General features: G+C 70.4%; 23 protein-coding genes. 11 read left to right on the top strand and 12 right to left on the bottom strand.

Annotated elements, in window-relative coordinates:
- Nucleotides 1-81: 81 nt before the first annotated feature.
- Nucleotides 82-345: a GlsB/YeaQ/YmgE family stress response membrane protein gene (locus tag ACWGH0_RS24645; RefSeq protein WP_453406394.1), complete on the bottom strand. Its 264-nt coding sequence runs from the start codon at nt 343-345 to the stop codon at nt 82-84.
- A gap of 148 nt (nt 346-493) precedes the next feature.
- On the bottom strand, nt 494-1,009 hold the full coding sequence (locus ACWGH0_RS24640; protein ID WP_453406393.1) for a GNAT family N-acetyltransferase: 516 nt from the start codon (nt 1,007-1,009) through the stop codon (nt 494-496).
- 296 nt (nt 1,010-1,305) lie between these two features.
- Between ACWGH0_RS24640 and ACWGH0_RS24635 the strand changes: the two genes are divergently transcribed.
- Both ACWGH0_RS24635 and ACWGH0_RS24630 read left to right on the top strand, forming a co-directional pair.
- Entirely contained in the window at nt 1,306-1,779 is a 474-nt protein-coding gene (locus ACWGH0_RS24635; protein ID WP_453406409.1) for an N-acetyltransferase family protein, read from the top strand.
- Between the two features lie 160 nt (nt 1,780-1,939).
- Complete coding sequence (locus ACWGH0_RS24630) at nt 1,940-3,145, top strand: barstar family protein (protein WP_453406392.1); 1,206 nt, start codon at nt 1,940-1,942, stop codon at nt 3,143-3,145.
- Nucleotides 3,146-3,236: 91 nt separating this feature from the next.
- On the opposite strand, the gene ACWGH0_RS24625 is transcribed toward ACWGH0_RS24630, so the two are convergent.
- Both ACWGH0_RS24625 and ACWGH0_RS24620 read right to left on the bottom strand, forming a co-directional pair.
- Entirely contained in the window at nt 3,237-3,797 is a 561-nt protein-coding gene (locus tag ACWGH0_RS24625) for a DinB family protein (RefSeq protein WP_453406391.1), read from the bottom strand.
- A gap of 136 nt (nt 3,798-3,933) precedes the next feature.
- Nucleotides 3,934-4,602, bottom strand: a complete 669-nt coding sequence (locus ACWGH0_RS24620; RefSeq protein ID WP_453406390.1) for a hypothetical protein — start codon at nt 4,600-4,602, stop codon at nt 3,934-3,936.
- A 125-nt stretch (nt 4,603-4,727) separates the two neighbouring features.
- On the opposite strand from ACWGH0_RS24620, the gene ACWGH0_RS24615 reads away from it, so the two are divergent.
- Complete coding sequence (locus ACWGH0_RS24615; protein ID WP_453406389.1) at nt 4,728-6,710, top strand: hypothetical protein; 1,983 nt, start codon at nt 4,728-4,730, stop codon at nt 6,708-6,710.
- 205 nt (nt 6,711-6,915) lie between these two features.
- Here ACWGH0_RS24615 and ACWGH0_RS24610 read toward each other — a convergent pair whose 3' ends face one another.
- On the bottom strand, nt 6,916-8,472 hold the full coding sequence (locus tag ACWGH0_RS24610; protein ID WP_453406388.1) for a M28 family metallopeptidase: 1,557 nt from the start codon (nt 8,470-8,472) through the stop codon (nt 6,916-6,918).
- Between the two features lie 507 nt (nt 8,473-8,979).
- On the opposite strand from ACWGH0_RS24610, the gene ACWGH0_RS24605 reads away from it, so the two are divergent.
- Complete coding sequence (locus ACWGH0_RS24605; RefSeq protein WP_453406387.1) at nt 8,980-11,988, top strand: carbohydrate binding domain-containing protein; 3,009 nt, start codon at nt 8,980-8,982, stop codon at nt 11,986-11,988.
- Nucleotides 11,989-12,131: 143 nt separating this feature from the next.
- Entirely contained in the window at nt 12,132-12,827 is a 696-nt protein-coding gene (locus tag ACWGH0_RS24600; RefSeq protein ID WP_453406386.1) for a 2-phosphosulfolactate phosphatase, read from the top strand.
- Between the two features lie 84 nt (nt 12,828-12,911).
- Here the strand turns inward: ACWGH0_RS24600 and ACWGH0_RS24595 are convergent, their stop codons facing one another.
- Entirely contained in the window at nt 12,912-14,318 is a 1,407-nt protein-coding gene (locus tag ACWGH0_RS24595) for an AMP-binding protein (RefSeq protein ID WP_453406385.1), read from the bottom strand.
- A 466-nt stretch (nt 14,319-14,784) separates the two neighbouring features.
- On the opposite strand from ACWGH0_RS24595, the gene ACWGH0_RS24590 reads away from it, so the two are divergent.
- Complete coding sequence (locus ACWGH0_RS24590) at nt 14,785-16,290, top strand: FG-GAP repeat protein (RefSeq protein WP_453406384.1); 1,506 nt, start codon at nt 14,785-14,787, stop codon at nt 16,288-16,290.
- Nucleotides 16,291-16,427: 137 nt separating this feature from the next.
- Here ACWGH0_RS24590 and ACWGH0_RS24585 read toward each other — a convergent pair whose 3' ends face one another.
- Nucleotides 16,428-17,264: a class I SAM-dependent methyltransferase gene (locus tag ACWGH0_RS24585; protein WP_453406383.1), complete on the bottom strand. Its 837-nt coding sequence runs from the start codon at nt 17,262-17,264 to the stop codon at nt 16,428-16,430.
- A 180-nt stretch (nt 17,265-17,444) separates the two neighbouring features.
- Between ACWGH0_RS24585 and ACWGH0_RS24580 the strand changes: the two genes are divergently transcribed.
- The gene (locus ACWGH0_RS24580) at nt 17,445-17,642 is read left to right on the top strand and encodes a hypothetical protein (protein WP_453406413.1); all 198 of its coding nucleotides are present in this window, start codon (nt 17,445-17,447) and stop codon (nt 17,640-17,642) included.
- Nucleotides 17,643-17,834: 192 nt separating this feature from the next.
- Here ACWGH0_RS24580 and ACWGH0_RS24575 read toward each other — a convergent pair whose 3' ends face one another.
- Both ACWGH0_RS24575 and ACWGH0_RS24570 read right to left on the bottom strand, forming a co-directional pair.
- On the bottom strand, nt 17,835-18,434 hold the full coding sequence (locus ACWGH0_RS24575) for an NAD(P)H-dependent oxidoreductase (protein WP_453406382.1): 600 nt from the start codon (nt 18,432-18,434) through the stop codon (nt 17,835-17,837).
- Between the two features lie 75 nt (nt 18,435-18,509).
- Nucleotides 18,510-19,577 (bottom strand): EamA family transporter, encoded by a 1,068-nt coding sequence (locus ACWGH0_RS24570; protein WP_453406381.1) that lies wholly within the window; start codon nt 19,575-19,577, stop codon nt 18,510-18,512.
- Nucleotides 19,578-19,663: 86 nt separating this feature from the next.
- On the opposite strand from ACWGH0_RS24570, the gene ACWGH0_RS24565 reads away from it, so the two are divergent.
- Complete coding sequence (locus ACWGH0_RS24565) at nt 19,664-20,584, top strand: LysR family transcriptional regulator (protein WP_453406380.1); 921 nt, start codon at nt 19,664-19,666, stop codon at nt 20,582-20,584.
- Nucleotides 20,585-20,687: 103 nt separating this feature from the next.
- Here ACWGH0_RS24565 and ACWGH0_RS24560 read toward each other — a convergent pair whose 3' ends face one another.
- Nucleotides 20,688-20,972 carry a hypothetical protein gene (locus ACWGH0_RS24560; RefSeq protein WP_453406379.1) on the bottom strand — a complete coding sequence of 95 codons (285 nt, stop codon included), beginning with the start codon at nt 20,970-20,972 and terminating at the stop codon, nt 20,688-20,690.
- 264 nt (nt 20,973-21,236) lie between these two features.
- Here ACWGH0_RS24560 and ACWGH0_RS24555 point away from each other — a divergent pair, with 264 nt between their 5' ends.
- Nucleotides 21,237-21,689: a protein kilB gene (locus ACWGH0_RS24555; protein ID WP_453406378.1), complete on the top strand. Its 453-nt coding sequence runs from the start codon at nt 21,237-21,239 to the stop codon at nt 21,687-21,689.
- A gap of 426 nt (nt 21,690-22,115) precedes the next feature.
- Here the strand turns inward: ACWGH0_RS24555 and ACWGH0_RS24550 are convergent, their stop codons facing one another.
- Both ACWGH0_RS24550 and ACWGH0_RS24545 read right to left on the bottom strand, forming a co-directional pair.
- Nucleotides 22,116-23,234, bottom strand: a complete 1,119-nt coding sequence (locus tag ACWGH0_RS24550) for a methyltransferase domain-containing protein (RefSeq protein WP_453406377.1) — start codon at nt 23,232-23,234, stop codon at nt 22,116-22,118.
- The gene (locus ACWGH0_RS24545; protein ID WP_453406376.1) at nt 23,231-23,803 is read right to left on the bottom strand and encodes an ATP-binding protein; all 573 of its coding nucleotides are present in this window, start codon (nt 23,801-23,803) and stop codon (nt 23,231-23,233) included. The genes ACWGH0_RS24550 and ACWGH0_RS24545 overlap by 4 nt, the downstream gene beginning before the upstream one ends.
- A 430-nt stretch (nt 23,804-24,233) precedes the next feature.
- Between ACWGH0_RS24545 and ACWGH0_RS24540 the strand changes: the two genes are divergently transcribed.
- Both ACWGH0_RS24540 and ACWGH0_RS24535 read left to right on the top strand, forming a co-directional pair.
- The gene (locus tag ACWGH0_RS24540; RefSeq protein ID WP_453406375.1) at nt 24,234-25,229 is read left to right on the top strand and encodes a hypothetical protein; all 996 of its coding nucleotides are present in this window, start codon (nt 24,234-24,236) and stop codon (nt 25,227-25,229) included.
- Nucleotides 25,214-25,753 carry a GNAT family N-acetyltransferase gene (locus tag ACWGH0_RS24535; protein ID WP_453406374.1) on the top strand — a complete coding sequence of 180 codons (540 nt, stop codon included), beginning with the start codon at nt 25,214-25,216 and terminating at the stop codon, nt 25,751-25,753. Before ACWGH0_RS24540 ends, ACWGH0_RS24535 begins: the two co-directional genes overlap by 16 nt.
- Nucleotides 25,754-25,918 lie beyond the last annotated feature (165 nt).

Here is a 25,918-nt window from a genome sequence, read left to right as displayed (position 1 = left end):
CGACGGCACGCCGACGGGGTGGCCGGGCATGCGCAAGCCCTGTCGGCCGGTCGTACGGCCGACAGGGCTGGGGCGCGGTGGTCAGGCGTGTCGTCGTCGTGCCCACAGCGGGGTGACGAAGGCGATGAGGACGGCGGCGATGCCGATCTGGAAGATGTGCCGGATCCAGTCGATGCCTCCGGTGTCGCGTACGCCGAAGGCGCTGGCCAGCGCATTGCCCACCAGGGCGCCTGCGATACCGAGCAGCACGGTCAGCCACAGAGGGATGGGCTGACGGCCGGGCAGTACCAGCTTCGCCAACAGGCCGATGATGAGTCCCGCGATGATGGCCCACAGAAACGACACGACAACTCCTCCTGTCCATTGGCCCGATTGTTTCGGACGCCTGGAGCCCGAGTGCCCCACGAACCACGCCGTACTCACCCCGGCCGGCGATGGGCCGGCCGGGCGGCAAGCTCGGGTCCTGGAGAACATCGCCTCCAGGACCCGGGGATCAGTGCCGATCCTGGTCCCGGCTCTCCCTCCTGAACTCGGCTGTGTTGTCCGCGGTGGCCCACCGGTGGAAACCGGCCTTCTCCAGAACTCGTACAGAGGCCGGGTTCGACAGTTCCACCTCGGCGGACACGGTGTGGACGTCCGGCGAGGTGAGGGCGAACTCGGTCAGGGCCCGGGTTGCCTCGGGGGCGTAGCCCCGGCCGCGGCGGGAGGCCACGATGCCGTAGCCGATCTCGACGACGCCTTCACTGGGCGGCCAGAACAGCCCGATGGAGCCCACCACCAGGCCGCTGCCGCGCTCGATGATCAGACGGTGGCCGTAGGTGCCGAGCCAGTCGGGGTACTGGTCGAAGAGGCCCGCGACCACGCGATCGCCTTCGGCGGGAAAGTCGTTCGCCCAGTGCGGGCACCGGGTGCCGTCGAGGACCGCCGCGGCCTCGGCCCTGGTCCAGGGCCGCAGGACGAGGTGCTGGGTCACCACGTCGGCGTGTGCGGGTGAGGAAGAGGAAGACATGTGTCTCTCCTGGTCGTGGGAACGACCGGCCGCGCTCTTATCGCACGGGCCGGATGAGGGCATGCTGATGACGGCCGACGGCGGCCATATTCATCAACTCCCCATCCCGAGATCACGCGTCAGTCGCGTTGGGGCGTGAGGCTAGTGGCCACTGCTCGACCGGGGCAACCCGTTTCCGGGCCGGCCGGGAGGCCGATCGTGGGAGGAGCGCGGGTCAGCGGCAGAATGTGGCGGCGTACTGCTCATCATGCCGCTGCCAAGGAGGCGCCGTGCCCCGTGCGTTCACCCTCGCTCCCATGCTGCCCGAGCACGCGGAGGCCGTGCTGGCGATCTACCGGGCGGGCATCGAGGAGGGCAACGCCACGTTCGAGACCGGGGCACCGCCGTGGGAAGCGTTCGACAAGGCCAAGCTCCCCGAGCACCGCTGGGTCGCTGCCGACCCGGCCGGCCGGGTCGCGGGCTGGGTGGCCGCCTCGCCGGTCTCCGCGCGGCCCGCGTACGCCGGTGTGGTGGAGCACTCGGTGTACGTCAGCCCCTCCGCACGGGGCCGGGGTGTGGCCACCATGCTGCTGGAGCGGCTCATCTCCTCCACGGAAGGGGCCGGCATCTGGACCGTCCAGGCCGGCATCTTCCCCGAGAACACCGCCAGTCTGGCACTGCACGAGCGGGCCGGTTTTCGCGTCATCGGCACCCGTGAGCGCGTCGGCCGCATGCGGGGCGTGTGGCGGGACGTGCTGCTCATCGAGCGCCGCAGCCCGGTCGTCGACTGAACCGGGATGCGCGGCCGGCCGACGACGGTGCAGGTGATTTTACGGCGAGCCGCGCGTGCCGGGGCGAGCCGAACGACGCCCTCGCTCGCCGCGGCAGCGGGCGCGCACTGCATGGGCCGGGCGCCCGTCGGCGCATCGGCGCGTCCGTATGATCGGCGGCATGCACGAGGGTGGGGAACTGTACGAGGCCCGGTACGGGGAGCGGTACGAGGACCGGATCTGGACCTGGGGGCGTGACCTCCCGCTGAGGTTCCTGCTCGTGAGCGAGGAGTGGGACGGGGAGCAGACGGTGTGGACGCGCTGCGCCGACATCGAGGGTCTGTTCGTGGAGGAGGAACCGCGACGCGAGCGGCTGACGCTCACCGGGTGCGCACCCGAGGGCAGGCTGCGCAAGGCCGTCGACGGGGCCGTGCGGGAACGCGACCGGCTGGGGGACCTGTCCCTCCTCGTCGAGCACGAGGACGCGGAGAAGCCCCGGCACGACTGGGAGTTGACCGATGTCGTGGTCCTCGGCAGCCGGCCGAACGCGGACGATCCCTCGCGGGTGGACGTGGTGGTCGAGGCGGAGGTCGGAGACGGGCCGTTCTCCGCCAAGGAAGAGCCACGGGCGGCCAGGGTCCTGCTCTTCAACGGCTGGGGTGGTGGCCGGATCGGCCAGTGCCGGCAGGTGCAGGGGCTCTACGGGCGGGAGCGCCCGGCCGTGACGCGCCCGCTCACCCTCGTCGGGTGCGAACCCGGGGAACTGCTGCTGCGGCGTCTGACCACCCGGCGGGAGGCCGGGGACCCCGTGTCCCTGTTCGTACTCGACCGTGCGGGCCGGGTGGTCCGGGTCGAGGACCACCTGTTCCTGAACGTCCGAGCGGCACGCCCGTCCGTACTCGGGGGCGCTCTGGTCGACATCCGTATCGACGGAGGATTCACCAGACCACTGCCGTACGCCACCCGGCCGGCCTGGGACGTGTGGTACGAGGGGAAGCCGAGCACTTCCAACGCGTGGGCCGGTCTCGACACGAGGGCCAGGACGGAGTGGCTGCGGTTCGCCCCGCCGGTCGGCGGCGAGGACCGGGCCGGTGACGTCTGCCACCTGGACGGCCGGTTCGCCACAGACATCCCCGGTGTCCAGTGCGCCCTCGGGGAGGCGCTGGGCGGCCCCGGCACCCGGTTCGCCCAGTGCTGGGCCGCACCGCGAGGCTGTTCCTGCGGCGGCAACCTCCTGCCCGGGCCCATCACCCTGGTCTGGCACGACGCCCACATCGCCCGGGAGGCGCTGGCGTCCGTGAGCGTCGACGCGGCGGGCGAACTCACGTACTTCGAAAGCGTCCTGTGGCTGCTGGAACAGTCAGGAATCACGGTGGAGCAGGCGTAGCGACGGACCTGTCCGTCACGCGGTTCCGCAGCGTCGCGTTACGCGTGCCGCAACCCTCCGGCGTCGCGGCCGCGGATGTGCCCTCCCGCCCTCACTGTCCGACTCTTCCGTCGACACACTCCCGCAGCAGGTCGGCGTGCCCGCAGTGACGGGCGTACTCCTCGACCCTGTGCACCAGCAGCTCACGGACGGCGATCCCGTCCTTCCCCAGACGCTCGCCGAGGTCCGCGTGTTCGGCGAGCGCGGCGTCGGTCGCGGCCTGTTCGCGCGCCAGGTCGGCGTACGCCGCGTCGACCAGGGCCTGGTCGGCGACCGCTCCGTCGAAGTCCGCGTCACGCTCGCCGTACAGCTTCGGCGCCGGGTCACCCTCGCTGATCCAGTTGCGCCAGTCCCGTTCCACCTCGGCCAGGTGTCGCAGCAGGCCGAGCAGCGACATCGTCGACGGCGGAACCGACCTTCGGGCCAGCTGCTCCGTATCCAGGCCCTCGCACTTCATCAACAGGGTCATCCGGTAGTTCGTCAGGAAGTCCAGCAGCGTCGCCAACTCGCCCTCCGGACTGGCTCCTTCGCTGTTGCGGGGATCGTCGTCCGGGTCGGCCCACATGTCCGGGTAGACGGTGGCCTGGGTCCATCGCGCGGATTGGTCGCTCATGGCTGCATGCTGCCTGCGAACTGCCCAGCGCGCCAATGTTTTACGAAGCGGCCGGTACGCTGCCGGGCCGCCGGGTGTGTGGTCACCGGGATCGACGACTAACCCGCCTTGTACAGGCGCCACGTGAGCGAGGCGTTCATCCGGTGGTCGTAGTCCTGGCGGCCGGGGCGTCGGGGCCGCAGGAGATCCGGGCCGCTGCCACTGCCGGCTCTCCCGCCCCGGCCTTCTTCACCTCTTCCGAGCACTCCACGACGCCCGAGCCTTCGACGAGCCAGTTGGTAGCGCGGCCCCTCACACGCTCGCCTGCCCCACAGGCGTACTGGAAGTCGGCGGTGACCTGCCGCACCCAAGCGAATTCCGCGAAGGTCCCGGCACCGTGCACGCTGGTGGCGCCGGAGTTCAGGTCCGGTGCGGACCTGCGGAGGTCGGTGAACGCGACGCTCTCGACGTTCGTACTGTCCGGAGCGTCCATCTCCCCCATGTGCACGCCCAGCGAGCGGAGCACAGCTTCGGCCTCGACCTTCGGTCCCTTCTCGAAGGTCACGGCGACGCGGGGCGTATGGAGCGCGGTCAGTGCGTGCGTCAGCCTCCCGCCTCCCTTGCCCAGTTCCTGCTTCTCGGCGACGCCGGTCAGCACGTCCCGCTTGTCGACGTTGAACCAGGTGTACGTGCCGTTCCGGCATGCCGCGCCGGCGGTGCGCTCGGCCCTGGCGCCGGGCTCGGAGCCCTCGGACGTACAGGCGGCCGTGCCGGTGAGCAGTGCGGCAACGACGCACGCCGAGAGGCGGGCCCTTTTGATCTTCATCCTCGTGTCCCCCGAACCACTGGTCAATGGTGGTCAAGACTCTTCTTGGCGCAGGCGTCGCAGACAAGCGACTTGAGCTGTTTCTGAGCAGGTTCCCTGCGGGCGCTCCCGGTAGGGTCGTGCCCATGTGGGTGGGACTGGATGCGGTCGACTGGGCCTCGCTGGAGCACAACTACGGGACGGGCCAGGACGTGCCCGGCCTGCTGCGCCGGTGCGCCGGGCCGGATCCGGACGATGCCGAGGACGCCGCGTCCGATCTTCTCAACCACCTGTTCCACCAGGGTGGCTGGATCTGCTCCGCAGCCTCGGCCGCACTGCCCTTCGTACTGCGACTGGCCGCGACGCCGGCGGTTCCCAGTCGCCTGGCGATGCTGGAACTGACCGCGATGCTGGCAGCCGAAGCCGGGCGGGCTGCGGACCGCTTCCTCGATCCGGGCTGGGCTCCGGCGTGGGAACGGGCACTGCCCGACGTACTGGCCCTGCTGGATGATCCGGAGGCGGAGTTGCGGCGGGCCGCGGCCGATGTGATCGGCGCCTGCGCAAGTCCCGGTCAGCTGCTGCTGCCCGGGCTGCTGCGGCGTTGGCAGGTGGAGGAAGACCCCGCGACCCGCCTCGAACTGGTCCTCGCACTGGGCCACGCGTCCCGGCGCGAGCCGGCCGGCGTACGCGGGGACGAGGCGCACACCCTGCTCCGTGACCTGCTCGGCGCTCCGCAGGCGCAGCTACGCCTCGCGGCCGTACACGCCCTCGCCCCCAGCGACCCGGGGCTCCCGGCACAACGGCTGCCTCTCCTGATCGAAGCGGTCCGTGACCCGAGTGTCGACCTGTGGCGGCACACCAGCTCGGTGCGCACAGGCGTGCGCGGCGTACACCACTGGACGGGGAAGCTGATCGACGGGCCGTCGCCGTCCTTCGCCCTCGGCCTGTTCGCCGACCACAGCGACGAGGAGCAACGGGTCGGCGCCCTGGCACAGGCGGGCGCCGTGTTGTCCCAGTGGCGCTCACCGACCGCCGCGCTGCTGCCGCGCATCGCCGCACGGCTGGAGGACCCGGCCACCGAGGCTCGTTTCCTGGCAGCCGAACTGCTGGCCTGTGTCGGCTCCGAGGCGGCGGCGCACGCCGACGAAGTGGCGGCACTTCTGACCGACACATCGGCCAGGACGACGCGTCGACGGCAAACGGTTGCCGAGGCGGCCCTGTGGGCGCTGGCGCGGATGAACGATCCGCGCTGCCTGCCAGGACTGATCGATCTGCTGACCGGCGAGGGGTCCGGGTTCGCGTCGGCTTCGGCCCACTACCCGGCCGGCGACTGGCACTACGCGGCCCTTCCCGCGATCGACGAAGTACTGAGTGATCTCTCCGACCACTCCGCCGTCCTTCTCCCGGCGCTCTGCGACCGGCTCGCCCCGGCGACGGACGGCCTCCCGCTCGTCCGGCTCTGCGGGGTTGTCGAGAGCTGGGGGCCGGCTGCCGCGGCGGCGGTCCCCCGGCTGCTCGTCCTGCTGGAGGACGACCGGACCTGGGAAGCCGCGGCCAGGGCCCTGGCATCGATCGGGAGTGCGGCGAGCGCGGCCCGGGAGCCTCTGCTGGCCCGGACGGCCACCGGCGGGGTACGAACGGAACGCGCGGCCTGGGCGTACTGGAAGGTCGGCGGCGAACCCGGACCGGCCATGGAGGCACTGGCACGCGCCCTCGGCGGAGGCGGCCTACCGCACCCTGCCCTGGCCATGCTCGCCGACCTCGGTGAGCACGCGGCCCCCTGCGCCGGCGAACTCCGCGCCCTCACCGCCGGCAGCGATCCGTGGACCCGTGTCGAGGCGGCGCACGCCCTGTGGGCAGCGACCGGTGACCCCGGGAGCAGCGTCCCGGTCCTGACCGCCGCCGTCGGGGAGCTGGGCGAGGGCACGTACCGGCCGGTGATGCTCCCCGCCGTGCGTCACCTGGCGCGGACAGGCCGCGCGGCCGGGTCCGCCTCAAGCCTTCTGCGCGGAGTGCCGGCCCTCGACCGACGGCTGCGGTGCGACGGCGGCTGGCGCGGCTTCACCCAGGACGAGACGATTCGCGCCGCCGTGCACGACCTGCTCGCAGCCGCCGGGCAGCCTGCCTGAGCCGCTTGGTGGTGCCGTCCGGCGGTAGACACCGGAGACCTTGGCCGGCAGCCGAAAGGCAGCACGCCCAACGCCCTGGCCGCGGGCGGACAGCACCCGCGGCCAGGGTCGTATGCGCTGTGCGGCGGTCGCACAGGGTGGTAGACGGTCGGCTTGGACCGGACCACCACCCCGCGCGCTCGCGTCCTGCACGGACGCGCGGCGGCTACTCGGTCACTTCGTGCCCGTGGCCGTCGTGCAGGCCGCCGCCGCTGCCCGCGTCGCCGTCGGTCGGGACCGACTCGACCGGGGCGGACAGCGGGCCGAGGTCGTGGGCGTAGTGGCCCACGGCGTCAGCGATGACGTCGATGTTGATGTCGAACGCCTTCATGTCGATGTTCTCGATGGTGTCGCCGGCGGCGTGGTAGTTCGGGTCGTACGCCACCCCCGCCGTCCCGCCGAACTTGGCCGCCTGACCCGCGGTCTTGATGCCCTCGGCGCCGGTGAAGGTACCGCCGGAGGGGATGCCGACCTCGATGAAGGGTCCGTAGTCGGAGCGGCCCGTGAAGTCGGTGCCCTCGTGCGGTATCCGCCGGGCATCGAGGAAGTCGTTGATGCCCTTCTCGATCTGTGCGGAGCCCTCCGGGCCGGGGCCCTCGCCGACGCCGTCCGAGTTGTCCCCGTCGTACACGAAGTAGCCTGCGTTCGGTGAGGCGATCATGTCGAAGTTCAGGTAGAGCTTGATCTGCTTCTTCTGCTCCTCGGTCAGCGAGGCGACGTACGCCTCGGACCCGAGGAGGCCGAACTCCTCGGCCGACCACCAGGCGAACTTCACCTTGTTCTCGGGCTTGGCGTGGGTCTTGGCGAGTTCGAGGGCGACCTGGAGGATCCCGGCCGAGCCGGAACCGTTGTCGTTGATGCCGGGCCCGTCGGTGACCGAGTCGAGGTGGGCGCCGAGGAAGACGGTGTTGTCCGCGTCTCCGCCGCGGGTCTCCGCGACCACGTTGTACGTGGTGCGGTTCTCCCGCAGTTCCCGGATGTCGAGGGTGACCTCGACCGGCCCCTTGGCCGCTTCCGACGCGAGCGCCTCACCGTCGGCCTGGGTGACGCCGCCGGTCGGGATCTTGCCGAGGTCCGGCGCGCCGATGGTGCCGTTGAGGGCTCCTGCCGTGTTGTTGTAGATGACCGCGCCGACCGCGCCGGCGCCGGCGGCGTTGGCCTGCTTGACGGCGAAGGCGCAGCCGCCACGCTTGATCAGGGCGATCTTGCCGGTGAAGGTGCCGGAGGCGAAGTCGCCGGCCTCGCAGCCGTGCGTACCGTCGGCGTCGACGGGGGTGGCGGCGAGCGGCGCGGTGACGCCGCCGGCGGGCGAATTCGCCGTGTACGTCATGAGCTTGACGGGCACGTCGCGCGGCGTGGGCGAGACGACCTTGAGGCTCTCCTTGATCGTCTCGGTGTACACGAAGTCGAACTCGTGTCTGGACACCTTGAAGCCGGCCAGCTTCATCATGGCTTCGACGTATTGGGCGGACCGCTCGTGCCCCTGTGAACCGGCCACCCGGTTGCCGCCACTGTGGTCGGCGATCCGCTGCAGCACCTGGAGGTGCCGGTGGGCGTCCTTGGCCGTCGACTCCTTCACCAGCTTGCGAGCCAGCGCATCGCCCCGGTGGGGGCCTGATTCCGTCGCGCTGCCGGCGGTGGCCGACCCTGCGGACAGAAGCGGAGAGACCAGCGCTGCGGCCACCAGGGTTGCGGTGGCCGCGACGGTACGGCGTGAGGGCATGGAAGTCCTTTCACGTCATCGGGAAGGAGGACTGCGGGGGGTGGTGAGTGCAGGCACGTTAAGCGCCATCGAGCCCCCTTGACCAGAGGTCGGCGGAATCTGCTCCACCCAGTACCCCTTCCGGCCGACGCGGCGTGACCGAGTGGTCGGCCCTGCTCCCCCGGGGATCGCCGGTCGGGTCGGCGGCCGTCCGTGTCGCCGTCGTCGCGGTGACGCACCACTGCGCCGTGACGCGTGTTCGCATTCCGGGGCGGACCGCCCGCCTGGGAAGACGCCGCACGCCTCGCGGTTCCGGTTCCCGTCCCACCTCTTTACCGGCTTCGGCGCGGGCGTTAACTTCCCCATTATGCAAGGGCTTTCAGCAACTTGCCGTCCGCTCTTCCCGCTCCGGCCGCATGCCGGTGCTGGACCCCTGGGGCGCGTCAGGGGCGGGGCGGGCCGGCGTTCGCCGAGGGCCTGAAGAGCCGCTTGCCGCGGCCGTGCCGCGGCCCACGCAGGAAGAGACTCATGAAACGCACCCGCACACGGCTGCTCGCGCACCCGCTGGCCGCCGCGTTGGCGGCCTGCGGTGTCCTGGGGCTGTTGTCCGCCGTCCCCGGCGACACCTCACCCGCGACCGCGCCCGTCGCAGCCGCCGACAACACGGCCACCGTCTACTACTACACGAAGACGAAGAACTGGACCCGATACCACCTCCACTACGCGCCGGACGGCGGCGCCTGGACCACCGTGCCGGGCGTCGCGATGGAGGCCGCCTGCACGGACTGGGTGAAGAAGACCGTCACCCTCGGCGCCGCCACGGGGCTCAAGGCGACGTTCAACAACGGCTCCGGTGTCTGGGACAACAACGCCGGCCAGAACTACGACCTCGGCACAGGCGCCATCACCGTCAAGGACGGCGTCGTCGCCCACTCCGACCCCTGTGCCGGCAGCGGCGATCCGGACCCGGCACCCAGCCCCACGCCCCCACCGGGCACGGGCGGCAGAGCAACCGTGTACTACTCCACCGAGACGCTGGGCTGGAACACCGCCACCCTGCACTACCAGCCCGCGGGCGGCACGTGGACCGCCGTGCCCGGCATCGGCATGCAGGCCGCGTGCGCCGGCTGGTGGAGGAAGGACGTCGACCTGGGCGCCGCCGCCTCCCTACGGGCCGCCTTCAACAACGGCAACGGCGTCTGGGACAACAACAAAGGCGCCGACTACGTCCTGCCCGCCGGCGTGACCACCGTCAAGAACAACACCGTCATCAAGGACGCCGGCGACCCGTGCGCCGGCGAGGTGCCCGACACCCGGGCTCCCACCGTCCCGGGGAAGGTCGCCGCCAAGGCCGACGGCGTCTCGGTCCTGCTGACGTGGGAGCCGTCCACCGACGACAAGGGCGTCACCACGTACCAGGTCACCCGCACCGGTGGCACCAGGGGCACACTCGTGACCCATGTCGGCTCGACCGTCTTCTCCGACGCAGGCCTGGAGGAGAAGACCACGTACACGTACACGGTCAAGGCCACCGACGCGGCCGGCAACGTCTCGGAGGCCTCCGCCGCCGTGACGGCGACGACGGGCGAGAAGCCGCCGGCGCCCGCCCCGGGCAGACCGCTGGGCACCGACCCGCGCAAGGACCCGATCTACTTCGTCCTCACCGCCCGCTTCAACGACGGCGACAGCTCGAACAACCGGGGCGGCAGCCAGCACCAGAAGTCGGGCAACGCCGCGAACAACGACCCCATGTTCCGCGGTGACTTCAAGGGACTGGTGAATCGGCTCGACTACATCAAAGGGCTCGGTTTCTCCGCCGTCTGGATCACGCCGGTGGTGCTCAACCGTTCCGACTACGACTACCACGGCTACCACGGTTACGACTTCTACAAGGTCGACCCGCGCCTGGAGTCGGCCGGCGCGTCGTACCAGGACCTGATCAACGCGGCCCACGCCAAGGGCATGAAGATCTATCAGGACGTCGTCCACAACCACTCCTCCCGCTGGGGCGCCAAGGGGCTGTTCACGCCGACGGTCTACGGCGTCCGGGACAGCCAGTGGAGCTGGCACTACGACGAGAAGCAGCCCGGTTTCGAGTACGACGGCCTGACCATCGACCCCAAGAGCGGCAAGTCGTACTACAACGGTGACCTCTGGTCGACGGCGGAGCCGTCCGGCAACACCTGCGTGGACTGGGGCAAGGCCACCTCGTACACCTCGCCCGAGGGGTACCGGATCTACAACTGCCAGTGGCCCAGCCCCACGTCCGGCATGTTCCCGAAGGCGCTCTACCACAATTGCTGGATCGGCAACTGGGAGGGCGAGGACTCCCGTTCCTGCTGGCTGCACGACGACCTGGCCGACTTCAACACCGAGAACCCGCAGGTGCAGAACTACCTGATCGGCGCCTACAACAAGTACATCGACATGGGCGTAGACGGCTTCCGCCTCGACACCGCCGTCCACATCCCGCGCACCACCTGGAACCGCCGATTCCTGCCCGCCATCCAGGAACGCGTCACCCAGCGGCACGGCGCCGAGGCCGCCCAGCACTTCTTCGTCTTCGGGGAGGTCGCCGCCTTCGTCAACGACAAGTGGAACCGCGGTTCGGTCAACCACTCCGCGCAGTTCTTCACCTGGAAGGAACGCAAGGAGTACGACGCCGACGACACCAGGGCGGCGCTCGAGATGTACGCCTACGAGCAGCAGGCCGGCACGGCGAACCAGCCCACTTCCGCCAACGCCTTCCTGAACGGGAACAGCTATCACGCCCCGGACCGCAGCAGGTTCTCCGGAATGAACGTCATCGACATGCGCATCCACATGAACTTCGGTGACGCCTCCAACGCCTTCCACAACGGCAAGGACTCCGACGACAGCTACAACGACGCCACCTACAACGTGGTGTACGTCGACAGCCACGACTACGGCCCCAACAAGGGCAGCGAACGCTACGCCGGGGGCACCGACGCCTGGGCGGAGAACATGGCGCTGATGTGGACCTTCCGCGGCATCCCCACTCTCTACTACGGCTCGGAGGTCGAGTTCCAGGCCGGCAAGAAGATCGACTGCGGCCCCGGCTGCCCACTGGCGACGACCGGCCGCGCGTACTTCGGCGACCACATCGCCGGCGACGTGAAGACCTCGGGCTTCTCCCAGGTCGACTCCGCCACCGGCGCCGTCGCCACCACTCTGGAGAAGCCGCTCGTCAAACACCTCCAGCGTCTGAACCAGATACGCCGGGCGATCCCCGCCCTCCAGATGGGCCAGTACTCCACCGAGGGCATCAGCGGACAGATGGCCTACAAACGCCGCTACACCAGCGGGTCCACCGACAGCTTCGCGCTCGTGACGGTCACCCACGCCGCCACCTACACGGGCGTTCCCAACGGCACGTACACCGACGCCGTCACCGGTGACACGAAGACCGTCACCGACGGCAGGCTCACGGTCGCCGCACCCGGCAAGGGCAACCTGCGGGTCTACGTCCTGGGCGGCACAGGGAAGATCGGCACCGCGGGCCCGTACCTGAAGTAGCACGCACGGCCACCACCGTGCGGGGCCGGCGCCACACCGGCCGGCCCCGCACCTCCGCATCCGCTGCCGCTGCCGCTGCCGCTGCCGCTGCCGCGCCGACATATCGCCTTGCGGATCGCCGCACTGCGCTGGGATCATCCGGCATGGAGTCACGCGTGGTCGCGATACCCGGGGTGGACGGCACCGAACAGGTGGCCGTTGTGATCGATGTGATGCGGGCGTTCACCACCACCGCATGGGCGTTCCACCGGGGAGCGGAGAAGATCGTTCTTGCTGCTGACGCGGGCGAGGCGCTGGAAATCAAGGCACGTCACCCGGGCTGGCTCGCACTCAAGGACGGGGCACCGGCCGCCGGGTTCGACCTCGTCAACTCCCCCGGTCTGCTGCGGGAAGCCGACCTGGCCGGCCGCACCGTGATCCAGAAGACCACTGCGGGAACGGTGGGGGCCCTGGCGGTCGTCGGGGCGGAACTGGCGCTGTGCGCCAGTTTCGTCGTGGCCGGCGCCACAGCCCGGGCCCTGGCGGATTCCGGCGCCGAGTCGGTGACGTGGGTGGCCACCGGCGAGGACGGCCGTGCCGCCGAGGATCTGGCCTGCGCCGATTACCTGGCCCGGCTCCTGAGCGGGGATCGTGTCGACGCCGGCCCCTATGTGCACCGTGCCCGCACGTCTCCAGCCGCGGACGACCTGCGCGGCGGGCGACGCGGCGGTGCTCACCCCACCGATGTGGAGTTGTGTCTGGAGGTCGACCGGTTCGACTTCGCCATGCAGCTGGGGCTGGAGGAAGGGATGGCAGTGTTGCGGCCGCTCCGGACCCTTCCGGCAGCGGTGTCCGGCTGATCACCGCGCACGGTGGTTGCTGAGTCGTCCCGCCTCAAGCCGGGGCGACGCGTGGGACGGGCCCCGGCCGACGCCGTCCGCCCCTTACCCGCCGGACGGATCTGCGCGGTCCGCCCCCTGCGGAACCTCCGTGAGGCGGCCGGTCACCACCAGGTCTCCGTCCGGGGTGCGCCGCGCGATCAGGCCGGTGCGGAAGTAGCCGGCGGGCGTGAAGGAGCGTGCGTCGAGGTCGGGGGCCCGGTAGTGGCCGCGCGGGATGTACGGACCGCGCGCGAGGAGTTCGCCGGGTTCCCCGTCGGGCACGTCCTTGCCTTCGGCGTCGACCATGCGGATCTCGTCGTCGGGTGACAGCGGACGGCCGTGCGTGGTGAGCACGGTCTCGTCCGCGTCTGTGGGCCTGGTGAGCGTCAGGAGCCCACCAGGCATGCCGAAGACCTGCCGGAGACGGCAGCCGAACCCGGCGCCCAACCGTTCGACGATCGCCCGGTGCGCAGGGGCTCCACCGATCGCCACGAGGTGTACGAGCTGGAGGAGGCGCAGGGCCCGCAAGTCGGTCTGAAGCGTGGCGAGTACGTTCAGCCAGTGCAGGGCGGCAGCCGGTGCCAATGACGTGACGGTGACCCGCTCCCGCCCTGCGATGGCGAGGCTTTCGGCGGGCCCCGCGTCCTCGACCAGTACGACCGTGCCACCGACGGACAGGGTTCCGACGATGCCGGGGCAGCCGAGGGTGAGGTCGCACGCGGCGGGCAGGGCGGCGAGATACACGTCGTTCTCGGTGAGCGACACCAGCTCGGCGGCGGCCCGCACCTGATACGCGTAGTCGTTGTGGGTACGCGGCACCAGCGTCGGCGCCGCGGTGGTGCCGCCGGAGGCCACGAGGAACGCCACCTGGCCGGCGCTCTGCGCGAGTGCCGGTCCGGGCGGGGCGTCGACGGAGCCCAGCGGGAAGTAGTGGCATCCCGAAGGGTCGGTCGTCAGACCGCCGTACGGGGAGGAGGCGCCGGGCGGATCGTAGCTGAACACCCGCCGTAGGAAAGGCCCTTGAGCAGCGATGCCGGCGGCCATCTTCGTGTGGTCGAAGCCCTGGTACGTCGACGGACCGACGTACCCGGCGGCCTCGGTGATCCGCACGAGGTGGGACACCTCGGACGCGCGCTGCAAGACCGGGCAGACGACGGGCACCGCGCCGACGCGCATCAGCGCGAACAGGGTGACGAGGAACTCGGGTACGTTCGGCAGCTGAACGACCACCCGCTGACCGGCCCGGAGGCCGCGCAACCGGAATCCGGCGGCCATACGGTCCACGCGCCGGTTCAGGTTGGCGTACATGATGCGGGTGGTGCCGTGCACGAGGGCGGTGCGCGGTCCGTACTCCAGGGCCCAGCCGCGCAGGAGACTGTCCAGCGTGGTGCCGCGCCAGTGCCCGGCCATCCAGTAGCGGTCGACGAACTCCTCGGGCCAGGGTGTGCAGCCGCTGAGCGTGGGTGTCATTCGCTGCCTTCCGTGCCAGTGGGAGCATCCCGCCGTCATGACCTTGGCAATCCAAGGGCGGTGACACGCCCGTACGCAATGTGCTTTCCGGACCATGGGCGCCGGGCGCCATAGGCGGAAGATCCAAAAGAGGCAGCGGCGCGAAAGTGCCGGGGAGCCCATCGAGCGGGGCTCAGCACGTGGTCGTCGCCGCTCCGGTGCAAGCCTCCGCGCAAGCGGCTGAACAAGGCAGTACAACCCTGGGCGTACTTCAGGTGTCTTCTGGGTGAGGGCGATACGGGTGTTGTCCTCGGCGCACCACCCGCCTCACCGCACCACCCCACCAGCGGGCCGCACACCGAGCGACGGCGTCCGACGGGGGGAACGGCGGCGGCGCTGCCCGGCGCGCCCGGAACCTGCACCGGGCGTGCTTCACCGGGCCGAGCAGGACGTCGTAGGCAACTAGGAGACCAAGGAGTTCTCTCCGGTGCGTCACTTCAGAAGCGCGGCCCTCGCGGCCGCAGCACTCCTCACCCTCGGGGGCGGCGCAGTGGTGGCGGCCCCCGCCGCGCAGGCCGCAGCGCCCTTTCCGTCCATCGGCTGGCAGCAGCGGAACTGCGACTACGACGGCAACGGGTTCGACGACGTGCTGATCGGCGCCCCGGGCGCCACGGTGGGCGGCGCGGCGGGCGCCGGTCACATCACCGTGCAGTACAGCTCATCGAGCGGTCTCAGCACCACGAAGAAGAGCGTTCTGCACCAGAACACCTCGGGCGTCCCGGGCGGCGCCGAGGCCGGCGACGGTTTCGGGCAGGCCGTGGCCTCCGGCGACCTGGACAACGACGGATACGACGACGCGATCGTCGGCATCCCCGGGGAGGACCTGGCCGGGCTGTCCGACGCGGGCGGCGCCACCGTCTTCTGGGGTTCGCCCACCGGCCTGCACGGCTCGGACAGCACCTGGCTGGAGAACCCCGGCGAGCTGCGGGCCGGCGCGAACTTCGGGCGGGCGGTCGAAGCGGCCCGGTACTTCGCCCCCGACCCGGCGGACCCCGACGCCAACCTGCGCGACAGCATCGCCGTCGTGGAGAACGACTCCCTGCTGTTCTTCACCGCCCCGCCCGCGGCGACGACGGCCCAGCGGCTGCGGCAGGTGGACAGGACCGTCCGGGCGCGGGATGTGGCCCCGCCGGGGACCGGCTTCGCCTTCCGCAGCCTGAGCCACGGCAACTACAACGAGGACAGCTGGGCGGACCTGGCGATCTCCGGGGTGACCACCGGCGACCAGCCGGGCATCGGTGCCACCCAGGTCCTGCACGGCGCCCCCGGCGTCGAGGAGCTCGGGGACGGCGGCTCGTTCGAAGGCGGTCCGGCCGTCGTCTCCAGTGACTTCAACCGGGACGGACAGGACGACCTGGCCATCGGCGACACGGGCGCGGGTTCGCCCGTCGGCGGATCCGTCTCCGTGTACCTGGGCCGGGGCGACCTCTCCGGCCTCGACCCGACCGCCGCGCAGACATGGACGCAGGACTCCCCCGGAGTCCCGGGAACGGCCGAGCCGGGCGACCAGTGGGGCGCCGAGATGTCCTCCGGCGACACCGACGGCGACGGCATGCCGGACCTCGCCGTCGGCGCACCCGGGGAGGACATCGGCTCCGTCTCCAACGCGGGCGCGGTCTGGGCGCTGCGCGGCGCACCGGGCGGGCTGACGGCGAACGGAGCACGCAGCTTCGACCAGAACCACCCCGACATCCCCGGCGCGGCGGAGACCTCGGACCGCTGGGGTGGCCAGGTGCGGCTGATCGACGCCAACAAGGACGGCCGCTTCGGGTTGCTGGCGGCGGCGCCGGGCGAGAACACCGACGACGGCTTCCTGTGGGTTCTGCCCACGTCGTCATCGGGCCTGGTCGCGCAGGGCACGTGGACCTACGACGGTGCACGCCTCGGGGCGCCGGTGTCCAACGCGCGGTTCGGAGCGGCGATCGACGAGTAGACCTCGGTGGGGCGGGGCGTCGGCGTGACCGCTGACGCCCCTCTTCCACGTCTGCGTGACCCCAGACGCCTCTCTTCCGCATCTGCGTGACCGCCGACGCACCTCCCCGGGGTGCGGCGGGCGCCCTTTGGGGCGTCTCAGGGGCCCGCAGGCCGATGTGCGGGCTCCGGCGGAGGCTCCGCCGGGTGACGGCCCCACACGGTGATCATCCCGGGCGACAGGCCTGCCCAGTCGGGCGTGGCCAGACCCTGGACGGCCTCGTCGAGTCCGCCGTCGTCCAGCAGGCCGGTGGCGACCATCGCCTCGCGGGCGCGTTGCCAGGTGTCGGCCCAGAAGCGGCTGATGGGGCTGCCCGGGACGAGTGGAGGAACGTACACCTCCGCCGCTACGGACCGCAGGCCCGCGCTCCGCAGGAGCTGCGGATACCTCGGAACCCAGGACACGTCGGTGCCGATCGTCGCGCGTAGTCCTTCCCACATGGCTCGCATGACGCGGGTGTACGGGGCCGGCGGCTCGACGGCGGTGGTCAGGTCGATGGCGTCACTGAGCACGAGTACGCCGCCGGGGGCCACCAGCGCAGCCAGCCGGGAGATCATCGTTTCCGGATCCGGCAGGTGCATCAGTACGAAGCGGGCGTGCACGAGGTCGAACAGCCCCGGGGCGAAGTCCGGCGCTGTGATGTCCAGCGTCGCGACCTCCAGCCCCGGCACCGGGTCGGCGGTCAGGAAGCGGACGTCGCGGTCGACGGCGAGCACCCGTGCCGCCCCTGCTCCGCGCAGGAGGCGTCGGGCGATCGTGCCGGTTCCGGCACCCACGTCAAGGCAGTTCCAGCCCGGCCCGACGCCCAGCTCCCGCAGCCGCGCGAAGGTCACGTCGTCGTACGCCAGGGCCCCGAGATCGATCCGGTCGTCTTCCCCGGTTTCCTGCGGGCGGAACATCCGCTCGCCGTACCGGTCGCTTCCTGGAGCCGGCATCGCGGGTCCCGCCTCTCGCAGCCCTGCGCGTCCGTCCTGTCCTTCGAGTATGGCGGCGGGAAAGGCGCGCTTCCACGCGAGGACCCGGGAAGCACTGGCGCGCATGGCGTGCGAGCCGGCGCGACGCACGCCATGCCGGCGGTGCCAGTTTCCGCGGCGACGTCAGGGGCAGGCGCATGGATGAGCACCTACGAGAGGACCGACATGAGTGCCGGAGAGAAAGCCAAGGCCAAGGCCGAGCAGGTTGTCGGGAAGGCCGTGAGGAAGGTGGCCCACGCGGCGGGCAAGGAGACCACCGCCGCCAAGGGTGCTGCCCTGCAAGCTCGCGGCGAGGCCCGCGCCACCAAGGAGAGGTCGAAGGACACCTTCAGGCGCTGACCGCCGCCGGGCGGACGTGAGTATGACTTGAGCGATGTGTGCGTGCATGGCACGCACGGTTCCGGGGACGCGCGACCGGGTACGACCGGCCGCGCGTCCCCGCTTGCCTGCCCGGACACTGCGGCTGCTACCGGCTGTCCCGCGCGGGAACGAGCCCCGGCGACCGGGCGCGGCCTCCCAGTACGCCCCGGCTCAGCCGAGTAGTGAACTCGCCTGCCGACGTGCCTCCTTGAGCCACACCGCACGTTGTTGGTCGTCCGAGTCCGCGACAGTGCGGAAGACGACCCGGCGTACGTCGGTGACCCCCACGTACGGCAGAACGCACGCCGACCAGATGCTGTGCAGCGGGTCCCCGAACTCGGTCTCTTCACGCTCGGCAGGGGTGTCGGAGGTGTTCAGGACGAGGGCCTTGCCGGCTTTCAGGAGCCCCGTGGGCTCGCCCTCGGCAGTACCGAGTTTGTAGGCGACGCCGGGCACGAACACGCGCTGCATCCAGCCGGCGAGTACAGCCGGTGGCATGCCCCACCAGTTCGGGTGGACGAACACCATGGCGTCGAGAGTCGCCACCTCGTCCCGGTGCGACGCCACCTGTTCGTCGTGGGATCGTGACGCCGGCCGGACCGTCCCCGTCTCGTCGGCCGACAGGAGCGGTGCGAACCCTTCGGCGCACAGATCGTGCGCCACTACGTCACATCCCCGCCCGCGCAGCTCCTCCACCACGGCGTCGAACACGGCATGATTGAAGCTCCCCGGCCGCGGGTGTGCGACGTAGACACCTATACGCGTACGCATGACTTGTCTCCCATCTCACCACATCGCCGGATTCCTACGCGCGGGGCAGTGGCCCACTCCGTGCCCGGCTGATCTTCAATTGTCCGTACACCGCGGGTCACCGGGGCCCGTTTCGAGATCTTGGTGGCCACATCGGCGGTCTCTCACATCCCGCCTGGTGCCCGCACAGGCTCCCCGGCGTCCTGTCGAAGCACTCCTGAGCCATGAACCGTCCGGGCGTTGTCGTCTCACCGGGCTGGAGGGTGCGGGCAGTTGGCCGGCGACGATCGCCGCGAGGGCGAGGCCGAACCCGGCGAGTTGCACCGGGCCGAGTGTCTGGCCGAGCAGAACGGCTCCGAGCACCGCGGCGACCAGCGGTGAGAGCAGGACGAGCACCGCGACGGAGGCGACGGGCAGTGTGGTGACACCCCGGAACCACAGTACGAACGAGATCAGTCCCCCTACCAGGCCCAGCCAGAGGTACCCGACGGCACCAGCCGTGTCCACCGCGGGAGGCGATCCCTCGAACACCACGGTCACCGGCAGCAGGAACAGGCCGCCCGCGGTGAGTTGCCACCCGGCGAAGGCGGTGGGGCCGACCTCGGCGGGACGTCCCCACCGCTTGGTGAGCGTCACGCCGAGCGCCATGGTCGCCGCGCTGCCGAGGCCCGCCACGATCCCGGCGACGTCGAGGGCCGCGTCCGGTCCGATCACCACCAGGCCGACGCCGAGCACGCCGGTCAGCCCCCACGCCAGGCGCCAGGCGGAGAAGGGTTCGCGGAGGAGCATCACGGCCAGGACGGCGACGACGAGCGGCTGGGCTGCTGCGAGCGTGCCGGCCACGCCCCCCGGCAGGCGTTCGGCCGCGACGAACAGGAGCGGGAACAGCATGCCGATGTTCAGCACGCCGAGCACCGCGCCTCTCCCCCACCACACCCCGCTCGGCAGCGTCCGGGAGATCGCCAGCGCGATCAGGCCGGCGGGCAGTGCGCGGAGGAGACCGGCGAACAACGGGTGCCCCTGGGGCAGGAGTTCGGTGGTGACGACATAGGTCGTGCCCCATGCCGCGGGAGCGAGCGCCGTCAAGAGTGTGCTGGGCCAGCTGCCGCCGGGAAGGCCGCTGCCGGCTCCGGTGGAGGCCCGCTGTACCGCCGAATTCGTCATGCCCGCAGTTTCATGGTGGGCCGATCGATGAGTCCAACACATGCTTGTCATCCCAGCAATCACGGATCGCGATGGAACATGGCCCCATGGAACTCCAGCAAATGCGCTACGTCTTGGCCGTCGCCGAGACGAACAGCTTCACGCGGGCCGCCGAACGTTGCCTGGTCGTCCAGTCCGCCCTCAGCCACCAGATCGCGCGCCTGGAAAGGGAACTGGGCGCGCGACTCTTCGAGCGCACCAGCCGCCGGGTGCGGTTGACACCGGCCGGAGCGGCGTTCCTCCCCTCGGCACGACAGTGTCTTAACGCCGCCGACCGGGCGGCCGCCGAGGTCGCCGCGGCTGTCGGGGAGGTGCGCGGAAAGCTGTCCGTGGGCCTGATCCCGACCGTCGCCGCGGTCGATGTACCGGGGGCGCTGCGCGACTTCCGCGAGCAGTACCCGCACGTACGCATCGGCCTGCGGGTGGGCGCGAGCGAGGAACTCGCCGAGCAGGTGGAGCAGGGCGCGGTCGACGTGGCGTTCCTGGGGCTTCCGACCACAGGGCGCCCGAGGGGGGTCGCCGCCCACGAACTCGCCCGCGACCGCCTCGTCGCCGTGGTCGCTCCGGACCACCCCTTGGCCACCGAACGAGAGGTCGACCTGCGCAGGCTCTCCTCGGAGGTGTTCGTGGACCTGCCCGCCGGGACCGCCGGGCGGGTCCAGTCCGACCAGGCCTTCTCAGCAGCCGGCCTGGGCCGCGACGTCGCCTACGAAGTGACCAACGCGGACTACCTGGCCAGACTCGTCGGGCAGGGCCTCGGCATCGCGATGCTCCCTTCGGCATACGTGCCGCAGCTCACCGGCGTCGTCACCGTCGAGGTCACTGACGCGCCGGCCCGCGCCGAATACGTCATCTGGAGCCGTGGCAGCCGCACGCCCGCGGCGACCGCGTTCCTCACGCTCCTCGACATCCCCGGGATGCTCGGCCCGGCTGCCCCTGTCACCGCCGAGGAGGGTGGGGGTGTGTGAACGCGGGGCGAGGGCGCCCTTCGACCTGGGGGCACGGCGGGTCAGGGGGGGTGGCGCTGTACGCGAACGTCACTGCGGGGCCCGGCCGCCCGTTCGCCTGCGCTCAGAACGGCGGCGCGCCGTCTCCCGAGATCGGGACCGTGGTGAACTCGCTCTCGTGCGCATGACTGACTCGTTCTTCATGCACCTGACGCTCTTCGCCGCCCGGCAGCTGGAGGCGCAGATTCTCGCTGTCGTGAAGATCGAAGATCCGGTTCGTCGGAACACCGCGCAGCATGCCGCGCCACTCTTCGAGGTCGGGACCGAGGGCCACCAGATCTGCCTCGACGGGCAGCTGAAGCCGACCCGCGACGAGCAGCGCATCACCGTGATACGTCCGGTTGGTCACGCTCCCAGCTTCCCCTCACGCCGGACATTCAGCAAGGCGAAGAGTTCAGCCATGGATGCACAGGTTCATGTGCGACCGGACCTGCGCATCAAAGGTGCAGGACGTACCGAACGTACCTGTGATGGGACGCCTCCCGCCCGCCGGAACGTGGCCGGAAGCCCGCCCCGCTCGGTGTTCTACTCCGTACACTGCGCCCGAACCCAGCGTTACTGGGGCGGCTGCGACCGTCCGCACCTCGTCACCGCTCCCAGGGAAGGACCTGCCATGTGGCCCAGCGTCATCGCCGTGGTCGGCACGCTGCTCGGGGGCGGGCTCACAGGGCTGTTGCAGATCAAAAGCGCGCGTATTGCTCAAAGCGCCGCTCGCGCCGACCAGCGTGCCGACGCGTTGCGCAGATCGCTGGGCGAACTGGTGGCTGCCCTGGGCGACCACCGGCGGGCCGTGTGGCATCGCGAAGCCCTGCGCCTGGACGGCGCCGCCGAGGAGGCCGTCCAAGCCGCCCGCTTGGCCTCCCACGCCACACGCTCGGCCGTGACCGCCCCGCTGGTCGCGGTCTCCGTCCTCGAACAATCGCTCGCGGAACCGGCCCGGCACGCAGCCAACACCGCGTTCAACCTGCGGAACGCCGCCGACCACACCGTGCTGGCCGCCCGCCGCGAGGCCGCCATAGCGGCGACCGACGCTCTCATCGCCGCCGCGAGCCGGGCCATGGCCTGAAACCGGACGCGGGACGGACGCCACCCTGGCGGGTCCCGGCGGATGAATCTGACGTGGCGAGGGCGCGCGCTTGTCTGCGGTGTGTGTTCCTGCCGGAGCCGGCCCATAGTGCTCGACCGCGCCGACCGGCACACCGCCGGTTGCCCAGAAAGAACCTCGGACACCTGGCAGGATGATCACGCCCGAGGGACTTCGCAGCCGACCGCCAAGCTGTCGGTGGAGACTATCGCTTGCTGATCTGCGGGTCGCGTGGGCTCTCGGTTCGTCAGGCTGCTCAGCCAGGGGAAGCTACTGAGGGCTATTCCTCAAGGACCTGACGGTGACGCCGACAGAGCCCCGACCGTCCGAGGACAGTCGGGGCTCTCTGCACCTCGCTGAACCGGGTGAGCCTCCTGGGATCAAGTGGCCTCGGCTCAACGAGGGAGATCAGCGGTAAGTACCGCTCGCCATGGGGGCCACGGTCGCCCCCGGGTGGTGCATCCAGACCTGCTGGCCCTCGGCCGTGACCGTGAGGCCGAAGCTCTGGGCGTCAGGTCGGCCGAGGGCTACGTACTCGCGGTGCACGGCCTCGATCTCCGTCCACAGGTCACGCGGACCGTACTGCCACACGTCCTCCCCCTTCGCCATGGACGTCGCCGATCCGTCCTCGCCACGAGCCCAGACCTTCACGGTGTCCCCGGTCCGGGAGTGCTGCATCCAGACGCCCGGCAGGCGGGCCCCGGCGTACAGGGCGAAGCCCAAGGACAGCAGTTCCTCGGGGTCCAGGCCGGCTGTCCGGGAGCGGGCGGTGGAGGAGTCGACCTCCACGGTCGCCGTTGCCCGGTGCGACCTCATGGGCATGTAGGAAGCTCCGCCTTGGAAGTGGCCCCAGGCCCGGCCGTCGGTCTGGACGGTGAGCTGGACCAGGGCGCCGCTCCAGAAGTCGCGGTACAGCGGGGCGACGATGATGCCTCCGCGCCGGACCTGCTCCACGAACGCGTACGGCACGTGCCGGAGCGAGCAAGTAGAGATGAGCCGGTCGAACGGTGCCTCCTCCGGCCACCCCAGCTCTCCGTCACCGAGGCGGAGATTCGGCGTGTAACCGAGGGGCCGCAGGTGGTTGGTCGCCATGGCGGCCAGGAGCGGGTCGATCTCGACGCTGTAGACATTGCGGTCCCCGAGGCGCTCGGCCAGCAGAGCCGCCACGTAACCGGAAGCGGTGCCGATCTCGAGGACACGGTCGTGGTTCTTGACCTGGAGGAGCCCGAGCATCCTGGCGACCATGGAGGGCATGGAGTTCGAGGACGTGGCCACACCGGGCCCGTCCTCGTTTCCGTCGTCCACCTGGATGATCACCGGTTCGTCGCTGCTGACGAGATCGCACCAGTCCTCGTACGTCGTGACGGGCTCACACCCGTCCGGACGCTGGCGCCAGATCTCCTGCGGGATGAAATGGTGACGGGGGAGCTTCTCCCACACCCGACGCCAGGTGGGGCTCAGGAGCCCCTGCTCGTCCAGTAACCGGACGAGGGCGGCGTGGCCTTCTTGCGCTCGCGTCGGGATCACTTCTTCGGCCCCGACCCGTCAGGGCTCGGCTCCGAGGGGCTCGGGGGAGTCCAAGGCTTGTCGGAGGGCTGACCGCCGTGCTTTCCGCTGTCACTCATGTGAGTCTCCTTTTCGGGTGTTGTGGATACCCGCCCAGATGGACGGGAGTCCGCGGGGCCGTTGCAATTCAGCTCGCCCCAGACCTGTTTGCCCCAGGGATACAGGTCCGTTCCCCAGCGGTCGGTCAGGGCGTCGATCATCAGGAGGCCACGGCCGCGGAGCTGGTCGCCGTTGGCGTCTGGCCGCATGAGCGGCATGGCCTTCGACCGGTCCACGACACCGATGTGGATGAACGTCTCACAGGGCTGGGAGACGAGGATCCTGATCGAGCCGATGCGGGCGTGGTCGACCGCGTTGGAGACCAGCTCGGTGATGATCAGCACGGCGTCCTCTACGAGCTCCTCCTGGCCCCACGCCGCCAGCGCGGTACGAGCCAACTGGCGGGCCACAGAGGCACTCTCCGGCTCGCGGGGAAGCGTCTGGGAGTAGCCGGGGTGCCCTGTAGGGCGTGGCGTAGTAGTCACCGTCATCAGGACCTCAATGGGTGCGAAGTGTGCGGCCTCCACTGAGTCAACGACTCCTGGCCGTCCGGCGGGAGGAAAAGTGCCGGAGGCGTGCCTTGGGCCCAACCGGAAATTTCCGGTCGTCTCGTCCTGCGGAGGTGGAGCGAATCGCTACCGTGGGTACGTGCCGGGGAATGAGAGCCTCTACAGCGCCTTGCAAGAATGCGGCTACACCCAAGCCGAGTTGGCCGACGCCGTCAACGCCCACCTGCGGTCACTCCGCCACGAGGGAACCGTGAGCGACCGGACCGTCCGCAACTGGCTGACCGGAAAAACGGCCTGGCCTCACCCTCGGCAACGTGCGGCGTTAGAGGCAGTATTCGGATGTACCGCCCTTGAGCTGGGCTTCAGCCCACCTGCGGGCAGACGCAGTCCCTCCACCACACCGGAGCACCCCGTGCGGCGACGTGACTTCCTCACCGCGTCCACCGGCACGACGGCCGCTGTCGTCGCCCCTGGACTCGTGAACCGACCGACCGCTGTCGGCTCATCGGACGTGATCCGGCTCCGCAGCGGGCTGGATGCCCTCATGGCCCTGGATGCCTCGCGGGGCGGCCACGAGGGCCTGGAGCGAGCAGCCCTCTCGGGGGCCATGGAAGCCCTGGAAAGGCAAAAGCAGGCGGCTTCACAGCGCATCCGGCAACGGCTGTTCAGCGTGGCCGCCGACTACACCGCAACGGCTGCCTGGTCCGCCATCGACGCCCGCCGGCTCGACCGCGCCCAGCGCCATCTGGACCGTGCGCTGTACCTGGCGGGGATGGCCAAGGATGCCGTCGCAGAGCTGAGGGTCTGGAACTCCTACGCGATGCTCGCCCACCATCGAGATCAGTACACACAGGCTGTGGACTCCGGGTATGCGGCACAGGCGACGGCCATCGCCCGGCGAGACCCGCTGTACGGCTCCCTGGCCCACGCTCGTACGGCCCTCGGCTACTCGAACCTGGGCGACCGGAAGGCCGCCCTGCGCTCCCTCGGGTATGCCGAAGAGGCCATGGGCAAGGCGTCCTTCGACGAACCCCGACCGAGCTGGGTGACCTTCTACGGGCCCGCTGAGTTGGTCGCCATCACGGCCATCGTCCGGGACCGGATCGGGGACGCGGCGGAAGCCGAGGCCGCCTCTCACCAGGCCCTGTCCGCCATCCCTGACCAGTTTCGACGCAACCGCGCCTTGGCCACCGCACGGCTCGCCCTCGCCCAGCTTCACCAGCGGGACATCGACCAGGCGTGCTCCACGGCCTCGACGGTCTTCGAACTGATGGCGGGCAACCCCATCCCCGGCCGTATGAGGTCTCTCCTTGGCGACTACTACAGGGACTTGATCGCCTTAGCTCCGAGTGCCACCGTGGCGCGAGAGTGGGGAGACCGCTACCGATCCGAATGGAGCCGAGCTTGATCGCCGCCGACCTGGACGTCCGACACTTCACCCATGAAGACTTGCCGCAGATCCGTCAGACGTTGATCGACCTGCACGCCGAAGCGCAAGGCGCGGACCGGGACGACGAGTTCAAGAAGAAGTTTCCCTGGTTCGTGGATCACTGGGGCGGCAACCCGGACTTCGCCTGTGTGATCGCCTATGACGGTATGGAACCGGTGGGCTTCGCGTACGGAGCTCCGGCGGTTCCCGAGCGCGAGTGGTGGCGCGAGCACCTCGACCCCGCTCCGGAGAAGAGCCAGACGTTCTCATACTCCGAGTTGGCCATCGTCCCGAAGTGGCGCAAGAGGGGTGTTGCGGAGCTGCTGACCCGGGCGCTCTTCGAGGGCCGGGACGAGGACCTCGCGGTACTCCTGGTGGACGTAAAGCACCCGAGGGTCCAGGCGCTGTACGAGCGCTGGGGCTTCAGCAAGGTCGGGCAGCGCCAGCCCTTCCCGGACTCTCCGGTGTATGCCGTCATGCTTGCGGTGCTGCCGTTGAGCTAGGTCCGTGGCCCTCGTCCTCCAGTGCCGTACGTGCCGCTTTAGTGCTTTCATCCAACGGGCGTCCGTGCTTCGTGACGCACCAAACCTGTTGGGCTGAGCGCGGGCCGCCAGGAGGATGCCTGGGGTCGTGCACGCGCGAGCAGGCTGAGCCGTGGCCTAAAGGGC

This window comes from Streptomyces sp. NPDC054887 (assembly GCF_053610585.1).
This window is presented reverse-complemented; position numbering and strand designations above follow the sequence as displayed.

Excerpts from the sequence above, each read along its gene's own strand:
- ACWGH0_RS24640 (WP_453406393.1), bottom strand. The coding sequence starts at position 1,009 with ATGTCTTCCTCTTCCTCACCCGCACACGCCGACGTGGTGACCCAGCAC.
- ACWGH0_RS24635 (WP_453406409.1), top strand. The coding sequence starts at position 1,306 with ATGCTGCCCGAGCACGCGGAGGCCGTGCTGGCGATCTACCGGGCGGGC.
- ACWGH0_RS24630 (WP_453406392.1), top strand. The coding sequence starts at position 1,940 with ATGCACGAGGGTGGGGAACTGTACGAGGCCCGGTACGGGGAGCGGTAC.
- ACWGH0_RS24625 (WP_453406391.1), bottom strand. The coding sequence starts at position 3,797 with ATGAGCGACCAATCCGCGCGATGGACCCAGGCCACCGTCTACCCGGAC.
- ACWGH0_RS24620 (WP_453406390.1), bottom strand. The coding sequence starts at position 4,602 with ATGAAGATCAAAAGGGCCCGCCTCTCGGCGTGCGTCGTTGCCGCACTG.
- ACWGH0_RS24615 (WP_453406389.1), top strand. The coding sequence starts at position 4,728 with ATGTGGGTGGGACTGGATGCGGTCGACTGGGCCTCGCTGGAGCACAAC.
- ACWGH0_RS24610 (WP_453406388.1), bottom strand. The coding sequence starts at position 8,472 with ATGCCCTCACGCCGTACCGTCGCGGCCACCGCAACCCTGGTGGCCGCA.
- ACWGH0_RS24605 (WP_453406387.1), top strand. The coding sequence starts at position 8,980 with ATGAAACGCACCCGCACACGGCTGCTCGCGCACCCGCTGGCCGCCGCG.
- ACWGH0_RS24600 (WP_453406386.1), top strand. The coding sequence starts at position 12,132 with ATGGAGTCACGCGTGGTCGCGATACCCGGGGTGGACGGCACCGAACAG.
- ACWGH0_RS24595 (WP_453406385.1), bottom strand. The coding sequence starts at position 14,318 with ATGACACCCACGCTCAGCGGCTGCACACCCTGGCCCGAGGAGTTCGTC.
- ACWGH0_RS24585 (WP_453406383.1), bottom strand. The coding sequence starts at position 17,264 with ATGCCGGCTCCAGGAAGCGACCGGTACGGCGAGCGGATGTTCCGCCCG.
- ACWGH0_RS24580 (WP_453406413.1), top strand. The coding sequence starts at position 17,445 with ATGAGCACCTACGAGAGGACCGACATGAGTGCCGGAGAGAAAGCCAAG.
- ACWGH0_RS24575 (WP_453406382.1), bottom strand. The coding sequence starts at position 18,434 with ATGCGTACGCGTATAGGTGTCTACGTCGCACACCCGCGGCCGGGGAGC.
- ACWGH0_RS24570 (WP_453406381.1), bottom strand. The coding sequence starts at position 19,577 with ATGACGAATTCGGCGGTACAGCGGGCCTCCACCGGAGCCGGCAGCGGC.
- ACWGH0_RS24565 (WP_453406380.1), top strand. The coding sequence starts at position 19,664 with ATGGAACTCCAGCAAATGCGCTACGTCTTGGCCGTCGCCGAGACGAAC.
- ACWGH0_RS24555 (WP_453406378.1), top strand. The coding sequence starts at position 21,237 with ATGTGGCCCAGCGTCATCGCCGTGGTCGGCACGCTGCTCGGGGGCGGG.
- ACWGH0_RS24545 (WP_453406376.1), bottom strand. The coding sequence starts at position 23,803 with ATGACGGTGACTACTACGCCACGCCCTACAGGGCACCCCGGCTACTCC.
- ACWGH0_RS24535 (WP_453406374.1), top strand. The coding sequence starts at position 25,214 with ATGGAGCCGAGCTTGATCGCCGCCGACCTGGACGTCCGACACTTCACC.